Source organism: Paraburkholderia sp. EG304, assembly GCF_046543485.1.
GTDB classification, from domain to species: Bacteria; Pseudomonadota; Gammaproteobacteria; order Burkholderiales; family Burkholderiaceae; genus Paraburkholderia; species Paraburkholderia youngii.
The window spans coordinates 1-16,445 of sequence record NZ_JBKGUA010000051.1 but is presented as its reverse complement, the minus strand read 5'-3'; the positions used below and the strand labels follow the sequence as shown (position 1 = coordinate 16,445).

Annotated in this window: 8 protein-coding genes and 1 tRNA gene; 6 read left to right on the top strand and 3 right to left on the bottom strand. The window is 61.1% G+C overall.

Annotated elements, in window-relative coordinates:
* The first annotated feature begins 5 nt into the window (after positions 1-5).
* From brxC to brxL, 5 genes are read left to right on the top strand one after another with little or no spacing between them, the layout of a single operon-like run.
* Positions 6-3,446, top strand: coding sequence for a BREX system P-loop protein BrxC (gene brxC, locus ACLFKU_RS35190; RefSeq protein ID WP_410852222.1), 3,441 nt, complete (start codon positions 6-8; stop codon positions 3,444-3,446).
* A gap of 13 nt (positions 3,447-3,459) precedes the next feature.
* Complete coding sequence (locus ACLFKU_RS35185; protein WP_410852221.1) at positions 3,460-6,822, top strand: Eco57I restriction-modification methylase domain-containing protein; 3,363 nt, start codon at positions 3,460-3,462, stop codon at positions 6,820-6,822.
* A complete protein-coding gene (locus ACLFKU_RS35180) occupies positions 6,819-8,651 on the top strand; it encodes a DUF262 domain-containing protein (RefSeq protein WP_410852220.1) in 1,833 nt (610 codons plus the stop codon). Before ACLFKU_RS35185 ends, ACLFKU_RS35180 begins: the two co-directional genes overlap by 4 nt.
* Positions 8,642-10,984, top strand: a complete 2,343-nt coding sequence (gene pglZ, locus ACLFKU_RS35175; protein ID WP_410852219.1) for a BREX-1 system phosphatase PglZ type B — start codon at positions 8,642-8,644, stop codon at positions 10,982-10,984. Before ACLFKU_RS35180 ends, pglZ begins: the two co-directional genes overlap by 10 nt.
* A gap of 3 nt (positions 10,985-10,987) precedes the next feature.
* Positions 10,988-13,036 (top strand): BREX system Lon protease-like protein BrxL, encoded by a 2,049-nt coding sequence (brxL, locus tag ACLFKU_RS35170; RefSeq protein WP_410852218.1) that lies wholly within the window; start codon positions 10,988-10,990, stop codon positions 13,034-13,036.
* 65 nt (positions 13,037-13,101) lie between these two features.
* On the opposite strand, the gene ACLFKU_RS35165 is transcribed toward brxL, so the two are convergent.
* The 3 genes from ACLFKU_RS35165 to ACLFKU_RS35155 form a co-directional block, all read right to left on the bottom strand.
* A complete protein-coding gene (locus tag ACLFKU_RS35165) occupies positions 13,102-14,568 on the bottom strand; it encodes a YfjI family protein (RefSeq protein ID WP_410852217.1) in 1,467 nt (488 codons plus the stop codon).
* Positions 14,565-14,903 (bottom strand): hypothetical protein, encoded by a 339-nt coding sequence (locus ACLFKU_RS35160; RefSeq protein WP_088028263.1) that lies wholly within the window; start codon positions 14,901-14,903, stop codon positions 14,565-14,567. The genes ACLFKU_RS35165 and ACLFKU_RS35160 overlap by 4 nt, the downstream gene beginning before the upstream one ends.
* Positions 14,904-15,263: 360 nt before the next feature.
* Positions 15,264-15,356, bottom strand: a tRNA-Ser gene (locus tag ACLFKU_RS35155).
* Positions 15,357-15,492: 136 nt separating this feature from the next.
* Here ACLFKU_RS35155 and dnaX point away from each other — a divergent pair.
* On the top strand, positions 15,493-16,445 hold a 953-nt coding region (gene dnaX, locus ACLFKU_RS35150), incomplete at its 3' end, for a DNA polymerase III subunit gamma/tau (protein WP_410852216.1).

The following is a 16,445-nucleotide window of genomic DNA, read 5'->3' as shown; positions in this document are numbered from 1 at the left end:
AGCACATGCTCAACCGCGACATCTATCAAAAGGACCCGTCGACCCGAAAGCTGGTCAATGAGGGCGTGGCCAGTGTCAACGACGAGAAAACCAATCAGGCCCTGTCCGTCTTACGGTACGAGCTCGAAACCTTCGTCTGCGATGGCCAGTACGAAAAGGGTCTGGAGCACATCCTCGACGTCTATCTGAAGAACATCGAGCAGGCCGAGCAGCCTGCTGTGTGGGTCAGCGGCTTCTACGGCTCAGGCAAGTCGCACCTGGTCAAGATGCTGCGTGCACTCTGGGTCGACAGCGAATTTGACGACGGCGCCACCGCGCGGGGTATCGCGAACCTGCCACAAGGCGTGAGCGACCAGCTCAAGGAACTCAGCACCCAGGCGAAGCGCCACGGCGGTCTGCATGCAGCGTCTGGCACGCTGGGCTCCAGCTCGCGCGACAAGTCCGTGCGCATGGCCCTGCTGGGCATCCTCTTCAAGTCCGTCGGTCTGCCGGAGCAGTACCCGGTGGCGCGCTTTGTCATGTGGCTCCAGCATGAAGGCATCTACGACGCCGTGCGGGGCCACGTTGAGAAGAGCGGTTTCGACTGGAATGAAGAGCTCGACAACTTCTACGTGGCCGAGGGTCTGCACGAGGCCCTGGTCAAGGCCAAGCCCAACCTATTCACGTCGCCAGCGTCCTGCGTCGAGACCCTGAACAACCTGTACCCCTACGTGCAGGACGTCTCCAGCGGCGACATGCTCAAGGCCATTCGCCAGGCGCTGACCCGCGGCGGCAAGTTCCCCCTCACCCTGGTGGTGCTCGACGAGGTACAGCAGTACATCGGCGAAGACAGCCAGCGCTCCATCGATGTGCAGGAAGTTGTCGAGGCCTGCTGCAAGAACATCGGCGCCAAGATGCTCTTCATCGGCACCGGCCAAACCGCTGTCACCGGCACCTCCAACCTCAAGAAGCTCGAAGGCCGCTTTACCGTGCGCGTCGAGTTGTCGGATGCCGATGTGGACGCGGTGATCCGCAAGGTCATCCTGGCGAAGAAGCCCGAAGCCAAGGCACCGGTCGAAAAGGTGATGCAGACCAACCTGGGCGAGATCTCGCGTCACCTGGCCGGCACCACCATCGGGCATCGCGGCGACGACATCCAGTTCTTCCCGCAGGATTACCCCATCCTGCCGGTGCGCCGCCGCTTCTGGGAGAGCACCCTGCGCGTGCTGGACCAGACCGGCACCGACAGCCAGTTGCGCAACCAGCTCTCGATGATCCACAAGGTCATCCAGACCAACCTGGACGCGACGGTCGGCAGCGTCGTGCCCGCGGACTACCTCTACTTCGACGCAGCCGACAAGCTGCTGCAGTCGCGCATCCTGCCGCGCAAAGTGCACGAGAAGACCATGGTCTGGGCCAAGGGCACCGACGACCAGCGCCTGATGGCACGGTCCTGCGGCCTGGTGTTTCTCATCAACAAGCTGGCCAGCAGCAACAACGAGATCGGCATTCGCGCAACCGTCGACACCCTGGCCGACCTGTTGGTGGAAGACCTCACCCATGGCTCCAGCGCGCTGCGCAGCAAGCTCCCGAGCGTGCTCGACAAATGCGAACTGCTGATGAAGGTGGGTGACGAGTACCGGATCCAGACCGAGGAAAGCGCCGCCTGGAACGACGAGTTCCTGAGTCAGCGCAACAGCCTGGCCAACGAGGCCCACCGGGTGGATGCAGAGCGCGACGATCGCATCCGCAAGAAGTTCGGCGAGATGGTGCGCAAGCTGTCACTGACCCAAGGCACGTCCAAGGTCACGCGCGACATCTTTCCGGTGTTCGATGCGCAGTTGCCGGGCGACGCCGCAGGGAAGGTCTGCGTCTGGGTGCGCGATGGCTGGAGCATCGACGAAAGCTCGGTGCGTGCCGACGCTCGCCAGGCGGGCAACCAGTCGCCCACCGTGTTCGTGTTCATCCCCAAGCGCTCGGCCGATGACCTGCGGCACTACCTGATCGACTTCAAAGCCGCCAGCGCCACGCTGGACAAGCGCGGCGTGCCCAACACCGCCGAGGGCACCGAGGCCCGCTCGGCGATGGAGACCACCAAGCAAACCGCTGAAGGCAAGATCCGCGAACTGCTGCAAGAGGCCTTCTCTGGCGCCCGCGTCTTCCAGGGCGGCGGCAACGAGATCCTTGGCACCGACCTGCAAGAGATGACGCTGGAGGCCGCCACCAACGCGTTGCAACGACTCTACCCGCAGTTTCACATCGCCGACCACGCCGGTTGGCCCAAGGTCTACGAGAAGGCGCAGAAGGGCGCGCCGGATGCACTCAGGAGCGTGGGCGACGACGGCGAGCCCGCCAAAAACCCGGTCTGCAAAGCCATCCTGGCCTTCATTGCCGGCGGCAAGAAGGGCATCGACATCCGCAAGAACTTCGAAGGCGCCACCTACGGCTGGTCGGGTGACGCGGTGGATGGTGGCCTGCAGGTGCTGCTGGTGGCCGGGCTGATCCGCGCCCAGGACGACAAGGGCCAGACCATCGACCCGAAGGACCTGGAACGCAAGGTCATCGGCAAGATCATGTTCAAGGTCGAGTCGGCTACCGTTTCGGCTGCTCAGCGCATCCAGATTCGTAAGGTGCTGCAGAAAGTCGGCCTCAGCGCCAAGCAAGGCGAAGAGCTGGCCTACGTGCCGCAGTTTCTGGTCAGCGCGCAAGAACTTGCCAACCGCGCCGGCGGCGATGCCCCTCGCCCAGCACGGCCAGAAACGAAGGGGCTCGAAGAAATCCGCCTGACCGCAGGCAACGAGCAACTGCTGGCCCTCTACAACCAGCGGGACGAACTCATTGCCGCGATTGATACCTGGACGGATCTGGCAGAACGCATCGACAAGCGCATTCCCGCCTGGAACACGCTCAAGCGCCTGCTGGCCCAGGCCAACGGGCTGTCGGGCGCCGAGGTCTTGGTGGCGCAGGTCGCTCACCTGGAGCAGCAACGCCAGCTGCTGGAGGAGCCGGACCCTGTCATCCCCCTGGTGGCCAGCCTGACGCAGTTGCTACGCGACGAACTGAACCGGCTGCACGCCGATTACCAGGCCCGCCACAAGAACGGCATGGCGCGCCTGGACGCGGATACCAACTGGAAGCAGCTGGAGCCTGAGCAGCGCAACAGCCTGTTGGCCGCCCAGAAGCTCACTCTCACCGACGCACCCAAGGTACAAGTGGCCAACACCGATGAGGTGCTGGCCACAGTGGATCGGTTGTCGCTCTCGTCGTTCGCCGACCGCGTGGCCGCCATTGACTCGCGCTTCGACGCCGTGCTGGTGGCTGCCGCCGAGCTGATGGAACCCAAGGCGCAATTCGTCAAGCTGCCCAGCCGCACCATCAAGTCTGAGGCCGAGATCGATACCTGGCTGAACGATGCCCGACAAACCATCGCACAGGCCCTGAAAAACGGCCCGGTCGTTCTTCACTGAGGCCTGAACACGCATGATGCAAGCACTGGATAAAGACCTGCGCAGCTCGCTGGAGAAAACGGTTAAAGCAGCTCGCACGGTTGCTGAAGCTGCTGCGCACGCGGCGGTAGACCAACTGGGCGTTGGCCACGACAAGCCTGAGGCATTTCTGAGTGATGACGAGAAAGCGCTGCGCAACCGCCTGCGCACCCACGGCAAGCAGCTTGGTGACGCCCGTGACTCGAAAAGCACCAACCCGACCTATGGCAAGCAAGAGGTGCATCACCTGGCGCAAGAAGTGGCCTACCAGCACTGGCACCGCATGCTGTTCGCCCGCTTCCTGGCCGACAACAACCTGCTGATGTACGACGGCGTCGCCGTCACCATCGAGGAATGCGATGAACTGGCCCCCGACGAGGGCGCCAAGAATGGCTGGGAGCTGGCCGGCAAGCTGGCCGCCCGCATGTTGCCGCAGGTATTCAAGCCCGGCTCCCCGGTGTTTGAGCTGACCTTTGCACCCGAACATCAGAGCGAGCTGGAACGCCTGCTCAAGGACCTGCCCGATGCGGTATTCAAGGCCAGCGACAGCCTGGGCTGGGTGTACCAGTTCTGGCAAGCCGATAACAAGGAGCGCATCAACAAGTCGGAAGTGAAGATCGGCGCCGACGAGTTGCCGGCCGTCACCCAGCTCTTCACCGAGCCATACATGGTGTCTTTCCTGCTGCACAACTCGCTCGGCGCATGGTGGGCCACCCGGCATCCAGGCAAACCGTGCCCGGTCAATCTCGACTACTTCCGCACCCTGGAAGACGGTACGCCCGCTGCTGGCAAATTCGAGGGCTGGCCCGATTCGCTGGCCGACTTCAAGCTGCTCGACCCGTGCTGCGGTTCGGGTCACTTCCTGGTAGCCGCTTTCCTGATGCTGGTGCCGATGCGTATGGCGGCGGGGGGCCTAAGCGCCAAAGAGGCGGTCAATCGCGTCTTGGCCGAGAACATCCATGGGCTAGAGCTGGACCAGCGCTGCGTGGAGATCGCCGTATTCGCTGTGGCGCTGGAGGCGTGGCGCTATCCAGATGTATCCGGCAAGCCGCTCGGTGTGCGGGAGATTCCAGCACCCAACATCGCGTGCTGCGGCCTCAAGGTTGCGGCCAAGGCGCAGGACTGGGAGGCGCTGGTGCCAGCAGACGCGACTAATGCCGCACATCTGCGCGAAGGGCTGGCGCGGCTGCATCAGCTCTTTGTTCAGGCGCCGCTGCTCGGTAGCCTGCTATCGCCTGGCAAAAGCAAAGGTGATCTGTTCGGTGCCGATTACCGCGAATTGGGCGAACTGTTGCGCAGTGCTTTGGCGCAGGAAAGTGCAGCGAAGAGCAAATATGATGCAGAAGACTGGGATTTAGCACTCAGTGCTTTGGGCCTGCTGGATGCTGCCCGGGTACTGGATGGGCGCTACCACTTGATAATCACTAACGTACCTTATCTGGGGCGCGGTCAGCAGTCGGAAATTCTGCGTGATTACTCAGAATCGAATTATCCAAATGCAAAGAGTGATTTAGCCAATGTTTTCTTGGAAAGATGCATAGAGCTATCCGCATCTGAAGGAGCGGGAGTTGTTCAGGTGGTTATGCCACAAAACTGGCTGTTTCTTGGTAGCTATAAGAAACAACGCGAAGAGCTTCTGCGAAATGTTACGTGGAATCTATTGGTTCGATTAGGCGAAGGAGGCTTTGAGAGTCCACAAGCCGCAGGCGCCTTTATCATCTTGCTAACGCAAACGCATGAACGGCCTTCCGGTGGGAGTGTGATTGTTGGACTTGATGCTAGCAAGCCAAAGTCTGCTTCGGAAAAAGCAACGCTTCTCCAGAAAATGCACTTGATTCAAGCTAGTCAAAAAACGCAGCTTGAAAATCCAGATGCTCGCGTCACTCTTTCAGAAGAAGAGGACCTTCCTCTGTTGAGCAAGTTTGCAGACGGTCTAGTGGGACTGCAGACAGGCGATGACCCCCAGTTTGTTGGCTTGTTTTGGGAGTATGGCAAGCTTGATCACTCTGTTTGGGAGTTCATGCAAAATACTCCCGAGCAGTTGAATGAATTTGCTGGCATGAATGGCGTAGTGAAGTGGGAGCGTGGCCAGGGGACACTTCTAAACAATCCGGCCTCAAGACCAACTCAAGGTGCAAAGGCGATCGGAAAGACCGGAGTTGCCATCCATAGAATGCGGAAGCTTTTCCCATATCACTTCGCCAAGCATCGGCTACACCAAAACGTTGCGGTTGTTATACCCAAAAACGAAGATCACTTAACGGCCATTTGGTGCTTCTGTGCCTCGACGGAATACACTGAAGCGGTGCGCCGACTTGATCAAAAGCTGAATGTCACCAATGCAACTTTGGTGAAAGTTCCTTTTGACTTGGATCGCTGGCGGAAAGTGGCCACGGAACAGTATCCAAATGGACTGCCCAAGCCCTATTCCGACGATCCTACACAGTGGATTTTTCACGGTCACCCGCAACTGGCGACTTCTCCGCTGCAGGTGGCTGTCGCCCGCTTGGTCGGCTACACCTGGCCGGCCGAATCCGACGAGAAAATGGAGTTGTCTGACGAAGCGCGTCAATGGATCGTGCGTAGCAAGGCGCTCGCGAGTCATGCCGACAAAGACGGCATCGTCTGCATTCCGCCAGTAGGCCGCGAAGCATCAGCCAGCGACCGGCTGCTGAATTTGCTGGCCGACGCCTACGGCGCAGACTGGAGCAATGACGTGCTGGCGCAACTGCTGAAGGCCGCCGACCACGTCGGCAAGTCGCTCGAAACCTGGTTGCGTGACAAGTTCTTCACTCAGCACTGCGCATTGTTCGGTAATCGCCCGTTTGTGTGGCACATCTGGGACGGCTTGCGCGATGGCTTTGCCGCCTTGATCAACTATCACAAGCTTGATTACAAGGCGCTGGAAGCCCTGATCTACACCTACCTGGGTGATTGGATCAGTCGCCAGAAGCGCGATGCCGAGAGCGGCGTGGACGCCGCTCAGGAGAAGCTGGCTGCCGCCGAGGCGCTGAAGAAGCGCCTGGAGTTGATCCTGGCGGGCGATGCGCCATACGACATCTTCGTGCGCTGGAAGCCAATCGAGGAGCAGCCGATAGGCTGGAACCCCGATCTCAACGATGGTGTGCGCCTCAACATCCGCCCCTTCCTCTCTGTTCCTGATGTCGGAAAAAAAGGCGCCGGTGTCCTGCGAGACAAGCCTAAGAGCCTGCATTGGGAAAAGGACCGTGGCAGCGATGTGCCCTCGGCCCCGTGGTATGAGCTCGGCCTGCAATACGGCGGCAAGGTGGGTGACCGCATCAATGACCACCACTTGAGCCTTGAGGAAAAACAGAAGGCACGGGAGAAGGCCAAGTGATCAAGTCGGTCAATAACTATCCAGTTTCGCAGCTCTTCGACATTGAAGCAGGCGTGGTTTATGCGATTCCGCGCTACCAGCGGGAGTACACCTGGAGCAAGGCTCAGTGGGAGTCGCTGTTTGATGACGTGCAAGAGAACGACCCTGGCTACTTCCTGGGTTCGATCATCTGCATCAACCAGACTACTGACACCTTGGCGGTACAGCGGCTGGAAGTGGTGGACGGCCAGCAGCGGCTCACGACGCTGTCGCTGCTCTTCGCTGCGGTATTCCAGTCGTTAAAACTGCACGAAAAAGACCTGGATGACGATCAGCGCGTGGAGCTGATCAATCTCAAGCGCAAGCTGGTACTGAAGAAGGGAGACGACCAGTTGCGCGTCATCCCGCAGATCCAGAACAACAACCAGAACGACTACCGTGCCGTCTTGTCCGACGTGGGCGTGATCAGCCCCTTTGATACGCCAGCCTATGCGGGCAACCGCAAGATCTTCCGCGCGTTCCGCTACTTCCAGGCACGCATCGAAGAGATGGTGAATGGTGGGAGCGATCGCCTGGCGTTGATCATGGCCTTTCTCGACAAGGTGAGCCAGGCCTGCTTGGTGAAGATCGAAGTGGCCAGCCACGCTGATGCCTACACACTGTTTGAGTCGCTCAACAACCGTGGCATGCCGCTCACGGCCATCGACCTGATCAAGAACAAGCTGCTGGCGCGGCTGGAGACCGCCGAGCCCGGCAAGGTGGACCACTACTTTGATGTTTGGAACAAGCTGCTGGGGTATCTGGGCGATGACTACAGCGTCCAGGAGCGCTTCTTCCGGCACTACTACAACGCGTTCAAAGACCCCCTGAACGTGCCGTTCCGCAAGGACGAGGACAAGAAGAAGGACCCTCTGGGCCCGGTGGCCACGCGGTCCAACCTGATCCAGATCTACGAGAAGCTGATCAATCAGGACGCCAAGCACCACCTTCAATCTATTCGCTCCGCTGGCCAGCTATATGCGTTGATGCTGGGCCGGAATACGGACGAGGCCTGGGCTCCGCTGGACAAGCCACTGAAGGACCTGGACCGCATTCAGGGCGCTCCGTCTTACCTGTTGATGCTGTACTTATTGGTGCGACGTGAGGCGCTGGGCATCGACGTAGCGCAGCTGGAAGACATCGTGCGGCTGCTGGTCTGCTTCTTCGTTCGACGCAATCTCACCGACACACCGCCCACCCGCGATCTGACGCGCCTGTTCATGGCCATCATCGACAAGGTGGCCGCACTGTCAGGCGATGCCGTTGCAACCAATATCCGGGACGAGCTGCTGGCGGTATCGGCCAGCGACGAGACTTTCCGCAGCAAGCTTGAAGGCGCCATCTACGAGGAGAACGCCGGGGTTACCCGGTTCGTGCTGTGCGCCTTGGCCGAGCAGAGCATGACCAAGGAGACCTGGGTCGATCTGTGGAAGTACGAAGGCAAGCTCTTCGTGTGGACCATCGAACACATCTTCCCACAGGGCGACAACATCCCCGCGTCATGGGTGAAGATGATCGCGGGCGGAGACGAGAAGAAGGCGAAAGCCATTCAGGAAACGCGTGTCCACAAGCTGGGCAACCTGACGATCTCCGGCTTCAACAGCGCGCTGGGCAACAAGAGCTTTAAGGATAAGCGCGACCGCACCGACAGCAAGGGCCGTGAGGTGGGCTACAAGAACGGGCTCAAGCTCAACGCCGAACTGGCAACGGCCGAGGCGTGGAGCGTGGCGCAGATCGATGCGCGGACCGCCACGCTGGTTGACCAGGTGATGAGCCTCTTCGCCATGACGGAGGCTCAGCCATGCGCGTGATCGAACATCTGGTGAAAACACTACGCGACTCGGCGATCTTCAACCCCGAGGTTCAAGTCGCGCCCTCGTGCATCCTGTGGCCCGACAAAGACCGCCAGTGGGAGGCGGTGATCCCGCGCCTGCAGAGCGAGTTGGCGGAACTGCTGGTGCTGGGCGAGTACACCCCAGAAAACCGTGTGGGCCCAGCCATTTGGCTGCGCTGCGTGATCGCGGGCAATGCGCCCGATGTCACCCTGCCAGCTGACCAGGTGCCGGTGTTCTACCTGCCTGGCGTGAGCCGCCAGGATCTGCGGGCGATCGAAGACTGCCCGGACCTCTTGAAGCCCTTGGCCGAGCTGCAGTACCGGGGCGTGATCTGGTCGCAGGCGAACGCCAAGGACTGGACCATCATGGCCTTCCTGAAGTCCGACCAAGGCGGCATGGGTCTGGATGTGGCCCAGGACAACGACGCCAAGAACGCCATGCAACTGGCGCTGTACCGGCTGCTGGATGAAGAACTCGAGCTGCTGAAGGGCAAGCGGCTGGACAAAGACTACTTCAACACCCTGCTGACCGGCGGCGACCCGGTGCGCGACCTGCTGCAGTGGCTGGATCTGGGCGACGCGTTCCAGACGACGCGCGGCGCCAACGAGTGGAAGGCCTTTGTGGAGGTCTGCAAGTCACAGCTGGCGTTCAACCCCCAGGCCGATGGCGTTCTGGCGGGTGCCAGCAAGTTGGCGACGCGCGAGGGACCCTGGCATTCAGTGTGGGAGCGGTACAGCGAAGCACCGAAGCGTTACCCCAATATCCCGAACCGAATCCGCCAGTGCAAGCCGCCCACCTTCGATCTTTTTGTCACCGCAGATTTTGCTGGCGGCTGGCCGCAATGGAACGAGGAGCAGGAGCAAAGGCTCCGGCGTGATCTGATGGGCCTAAGAGATCTACCTGCGCACGAAGCCAGGAAGCGGTTGCTGGAGTTGGAGAAGGCGCATGCCCCCCGTCGTGAGTTGGTGTGGGCCGAGATGGGTGAGGCGCCCCTGGCGCTAGCCGCCAAGCATCTGGCCGTAGTGGCGGAGGTCACCAAGACAGCGCTGGTGGCCGGCTCGGTCGCCGACTTGCAAGCAGGGTATGCGACAGAAGGATGGCGTGCCGATGACGCAGTGCTGGCTGCCTTAGCGTGCGTGGACAGGGCGGCGGACGTGGATGCAGCGACAGTAGCGATACGGACAATCTATCTGCCCTGGCTGGAAGAGTCTGCACGCTATCTACAAAAGCTAGTCGACGGTTCCGCATACCCAGGTGGACGAATAGCAGAAGCGCCAGCCTTTTATAAAGTCGGCGGGCAATGCGTGCTGTTTGTTGACGGCTTGCGCTTTGATACCGCTCGCCGCCTATCGGCAGCGTTGGAGGCACGCGGCTACCAGGTTGCGGAGGCCATGAACTGGACGGCCTTGCCCAGCGTGACGGCTACTGGGAAGGCGGCAGTTTCTCCTGTTCGGAACTTGATCGGCGGTTCCGACGATTGCGATGACTTCGAACCTCGCGTCGCAGCAACCGGCCAATCCTTAAAAGGTGGCTACCACCTGCGGAAGCTGTTGAACGACAACCACTGGACGGTGCTGGACCGTACCGAGAGCGGCAATGGTCAGGGGAACGCGTGGTGCGAATTCGGTGACATCGACAGCGAGGGGCATGAGCGTGGCTGGAAGCTCGCCAAGCACATCGACGCACTTCTCGCAGAAATTGTGGAACGTATCGGCGCCTTGCTGACTGCCGGTTGGACCAGCGTTAGGGTCGTGACCGACCACGGCTGGCTCCTCATGCCAGGCAAGTTACCCACGATTCAGATGTCCAAGGACCTCACCGACAACAAATGGGGGCGCTGCGCCTCGATCAAGCCCGGCGCTTCCACCGGTGAGCGCTTGTACCCCTGGTTCTGGAACCCCCATCAGCAGTTTGCACTGGCCGACGGCGTGAGCTGCTATGGCAAGTCCGTTGACTACAACCACGGCGGGTTGAGCCTGCAAGAGTGCCTGACCTTGGATCTGGTGGTGACTCGGAGCGGGGGCGCTTCGGCCAAACAGGTGGCCGAGGTCACCGACATCGCCTGGAAGGGTTTGCGCTGCACGGTGGCCGTGGACGGCCAGTACGCGAATCTGTCCCTGGACATTCGCACCCAGGCGGGCGATCCGGCTTCCAGCGTGGTCGTGAGCGTGAAGCCGCTCAAGGACAACGGCACCGCATCGGCGGTTGTTGAAAACGAAGAACTGCAAGGCCGTGCGGCGTTTCTGGTCCTGCTCAGTGCGACCGGCGAGCTGGTGGCCGAAGCAAACACCGTGATCGGCGGAGGATGACGCATGATTGAACTGGATCAGATAGACAAGAAAGCCGCCTCGGTACTGGACGGTTACCTGGTCCGGAAAGACTTGGTCCGCACCTTCAGTCGCCAGTTTCCGGTCCCCACCTACGTTGTCGAGTTCATGCTCGGGCGCTATTGCGCCAGCACCGATCAAGAGGAGATCGACGAGGGGCTCGAGATCGTGCAGCGCCAGCTCAAGACCCGCACGGTGCGCGCCGGCGAGGAGGAGCTGTTCAAGGCCAAGGCTCTGGAAACCGGCGAGGTGAAGATCATCGACCTGGTGACGGCGCGAGTGGACAACAAGGGCGAGTACGTCGCCAGCCTGCCAAGCCTCCGGTTGACGGATGTGCGGATCAGCAGCGAGCTGGTCAACCAGCACGAACGCATGTTGACCGGTGGCTTCTATGCCGAACTGGGTGTGACGTTCGATGTGGCCATCGCCCAGGAGGCCAAAGGGCGTCCGTTTGGGATCACGTCGCTCCGGGAGATTCAGCTGTCCAAGCGCGACGTGTTGGACACCCTGACCAAGGCCCGTCAGGCGTTCACCACCGAGGAATGGAAGTGCTTTTTGCTCCGATCCATCGGCATTGAGTCAGGCGGGCTGAGCGACCGCCAGCGAAACGCCCTGCTCCTGCGCATGGTGCCCTTCGTGGAGCGCAACTACAACCTGGTGGAGCTCGGTCCGCGCGGCACGGGCAAGAGCCATCTGTTCCAGCAGGTTTCGCCTTACGCCCACCTCATCTCAGGTGGCAAAGCCACTGTGGCCAAGATGTTCGTGGAGAACACAGCCAAGGGCCGCCGGGGCTTGGTGTGTCAGTACGACGTGGTCTGCTTCGACGAAGTGTCAGGCATTTCCTTCGACCAGAAGGACGGCGTGAACATCATGAAGGGCTACATGGAGTCTGGCGAATTCAGCCGCGGCAAGGAGAGCATCCGCGCGGACGGCAGCATCGTCTTAGTCGGCAATTTCGACGTCGATGTGGAACACCAGCAACGCGTAGGGCACTTGTTTGGGCCCATGCCGCCGGAGATGCGTGACGACACCGCTTTCATGGACCGCATCCATGCGTTCTTGCCTGGTTGGGACGTGCCCAAGATCAACAAGGACCTAGTCACGAATCACTTCGGCCTTGTTAGCGATTTCCTGTCCGAATGCTGGAGCCAGCTTCGGAACCAGAGCCGGGTGAGCGAACTGCAGAACCGCGTCTTCTTTGGCGGCGCCCTGTCTGGCCGGGACACGAATGCGGTCAACAAGACGGTCAGCGGATTGCTGAAGCTCCTGTACCCAAGCGCGGATGTCCCGGTCCCCGACGAAGACCTGGAATGGGCCGTCCGCCTCGCCATGGAGGTCCGGCGTCGCGTCAAGGAGCAACAGAAGCGAGTCGGTGCTGCAGAGTTCCGAAACACCCATTTCAGCTACGTCATGGGCGCCGACGGCGTCGAGAAGTTCGTCTCCACACCGGAGCTCCAAAGCGACAACAGCATCGGCGGCGACCCGCCGGAGCCTGGGCAGGTATGGGCCATCAGCCCCGGCGGTGGGGAGGAGAATTCCGGCCTCTACCGCGTCGAGGTCAACGAAGGCCCCGGATCGGGCTTGAAAGTTCTTAACAAGCCCATTCCGCCCGCGTTCCGCGAAAGTATTGGCTTCGCCGAGCAAAATCTTTACGCCAGGTCCGTGCAATTGGTGGGGGACAAGGACCCCAGGCAGCACGAGTTCACGGTACAGCTTCGAGCCTTTGACGCCGCAAAATCGGGCGCGAAGCTCGGCGTAGCTTCGTTGGTAGCCTTATGCACCGCGCTCTTGAAGCGAAGCGTGCGCGGGGGCTTGATCATCGTCGGCGAGATCAACCTCGGGGGCTCGATCGAACCGGTCCACAACGCGGTTACGATCGCCGAGATCGCCGTTGAGAAAGGCGCGGCGTCGCTACTCATGCCGGTGGCGTGTCGGCGTCAATTGGTTGACTTGTCGGACGACATGGCGACCAAGATCGACATCCAATTCTACTCCGACGCCCGCGACGCCCTGTTGAAGGCCATGGCCGAGTGACCCACGTGAGGCGGTGAAAAGAAATGCCCTGCGGCTGCAGGGCACGTCTATTAGCTGGTCCGCACTTATCGCCAGGTAATGTTGCGCGATCGTGAGAACATCTTCATGCAGTTGATGAACGCGGTCTTTCCGCCGCACAGCTCGATAAGATCCCGCTGCTCCATGCGCAGAAGGGCGGCGCGCAGACGGTTGCTGGGAATGCCAAGCAACAGGCCAATAGGCTCAGTGGGAACTTCCTTGTAGTCGGTTTCGAAGCGAACGGTCTTCAAGTGCTCGATGACGGCTGCCACGTCGGCCTCCTGTTGGGGCAGGGGAGGCGGCGGCACGAACACGAGTTCGTACTGGGAGGCATGCCAGGAGACAAGCGCCCAGGCATGTTGGAGGCAGGAGATCGAGACGTAGTGGGTCTGGCTTTCCCATACATGCAGCACCGCAGCCAGCCGGGCCGTCAGGTTGAGCATCTTCGAGACGAAGTCGGCGATATGCGCGAGCTGCCCGAACTTGAGATTGTTGGTGATGCGGCACAGTTCGTCCCAGTAGCCCAGGGCGTCAGGTGCGAACACGAGTTCGATGGGTGCGATGCCACCGATTTCCTGGTTGTCCCGATGTAGGTCGTAAAGCTCCTTGAGCGCCTCGTGGAGGTCCGAGAGCGCCTCGTCGTCCCCATTGGCGCGAGCATACTGGTTGCCCATTGGCAACGCTTGCGCAACGCAGACGAGGAGGCGCGAAAAGAAGCCGAGTTTGACGGCTTTATGTTCGTTATATTCGTTGCGCTTGCACCGAGGACGGAACGGGGTGATTGCTGCGGACTGCGCCAGCAGACCAAACGTTCCCCGCGGATGGCTGGCGTAAAGATGCTTCTTCTTCTCGCGTCGGTACTCCAATTCCTTGCCGTCAATCAGATCGACCATGTCAGATACGTGACGCATCAGACTGGAGCTAAGCAGCTTGTCGCCTTCATCGGTGATGAAGTCAACGGCTTCGTACTCGCCGTCCAGCTGGTGGAGCAGGCTTTCCAGGTCAAGGTTGCTAGCCAGGCGTGGACGATGTTTTGGGTTCACCGAAGGCGTCCGGTTCAGCTCGGCCAGCGTGGCGAGGAATTCTTGCGCCGAATCGTTTTTCCGCAGGCAGCGCGCGATCTCCGCCTTCAGCAGCTTGACGTGGAATTTTGTTTCGTCCGAAGCCGCGTTCGCTTCGATCGTTGCGGCCTCGTACCGCGCGAAGCTTTCCTTGGCATGGTCCTTGAGCGGCCGGATCAGGAGCTCATGCACCGGACTCTTGCTCCCACCGACATCAGCGACGCACAGGGTGCTCACGCCAATCGGGATGGGCGTCCAGTTGGGCGGGATCACCGTGTAGAGGGGCGCCACTGCCGAGGACAGGATCGACAGCAGGTGCGTCCGCACCATGCTCGGACAGGCCTCCTGGACCTTGGCGCACACGGCGCGCGCGGCAGCTTCGGCCAGCGGCGGGAGCATGCTGAAATTGGGGTCCGGAGCTTGAAAGGTGTGGAACGGCCCGAGCATGTTCATGCTGCTGCCCCATCGCGACGACCGCTAAGCGCGGCTGCCATTGGGTGGATGTCTTGTTTCGTTACCGAGTCATCGCCCTCGTTGGCCGAAGCATCGAGTTCGGACTTGGCCAGACGCCCCCGCAACTCCTTGAGCTTCGCCGGATAGAACTTCTCTCGCAGGCCCAAGGAATTGATCAGTTCGATCAATTCCTTGTCGCTGATGCCATCCGCCTTGGCGGAAAGGATCTGCGGTTTGATGAGCGCCAGGAGACGCTCGATGTCCTTCTTGTCTTTAAGGGTCTGGTACGCCGCGATGAACTGCGCGGCCATTTCGTTAACGTTGCTGGGTGGCATGTGCTTCTCCTCCATTGGACTTGCCGGAATGGCGGTCCTGAGAAGGCATGCTGAGCAGATGCGGAGACGTTGAATAAGGAGCGGATTTCCCCGGAGTCGTCGAAAAACCGCGACGGAAATTCAGCCGAAGGCTGCGCGGCAGATCAGTGGCGGGGGAGGATTGCCAACACCCCTTTGGGTGAAGCCCCGTCTGCACGAGGTGGTGCCGTACTGCCTCCCCCCAGCTCCGCTGGCCGGTGCTGCACAACACCTCACAAGGGGCCCCAACCGTAGCCAATGCGCTGTGGCATACTGGATGGCATACTGGAGCGAGCAGAAAAGAAAAAAGCCCCTAGAAATCAGGGGCTTAGTTCAATTAACTGGCGGAGAGAGGGGGATTCGAACCCCCGAAGCGCGGTTTAGACGCTTACACACTTTCCAGGCGTGCTCCTTCAACCGCTCGGACACCTCTCCGGACCTGCTGCGATAACCCGCTGCAGGGGCGCAGATTCTAGCGGGGGAATTGGAATCGCACAAGCGGTTCGTCACAGGGGGCAGGGGGGCTGGACAGGCGTGGCACAATGGTCGTCCCGATGAAGACGGTGGCCTGATGTCCTATCTCGTCCTTGCCCGCAAGTGGCGTCCGAAGCGTTTTGCCGAGCTGGTGGGCCAGGAACACGTGGTCCGTGCGCTCAGCAATGCCCTGGACAGCGGCCGGGTGCACCATGCGTTCCTGTTTACCGGCACCCGCGGGGTCGGCAAGACCACCATTGCCCGTATTTTCGCCAAGTCGCTGAACTGCGAGCAGGGCACCAGCGCCGATCCGTGCGGCCAGTGCCCGGCCTGCCTGGACATCGACTCCGGCCGCTACATCGATCTGCTCGAGATCGATGCCGCGTCCAATACCGGTGTGGATGATGTCCGCGAGGTGATCGAGAACGCCCAGTACATGCCCTCCCGCGGCAAGTACAAGGTCTACCTGATCGACGAAGTGCACATGCTGTCCAAGGCGGCGTTCAATGCGCTGCTGAAGACGCTGGAAGAGCCGCCGGAGCATGTGAAGTTCCTGCTGGCCACCACCGATCCGCAGAAGCTGCCGGTGACGGTGCTTTCGCGCTGCCTGCAGTTCAACCTGAAGCGGTTGGACGAGGACCAGATCCAGGGCCAGATGACCAGGATCCTGGCCGCCGAGGAGATCGAGTCCGACCCGACCGCGATCGTGCAGTTGGCCAAGGCCGCCGATGGCAGCCTGCGTGACGGCCTGTCGCTGCTGGACCAGGCGATCGCCTATGCCGGTGGCGCGCTGCGCGAGGATGTCGTGCGCGCGATGCTGGGCACGGTCGACCGCACGCAGGTTGCGGCGATGCTGGATGCGCTGGCCGATGGCGATGGCCCGCGCCTGCTGCAGACCGTGGCCCTGCTGGCCGAGTTCTCGCCGGACTGGAGCGGGGTGCTCGATGCCCTGGCCGAAGCCCTGCACCGGATCCAGGTGCAGCAGCTGGTGCCGGGCGCCGCGACGGCGGGCGAGGGGATCGATGCCGAGGCCTTCGCCCAGCGCCTGCG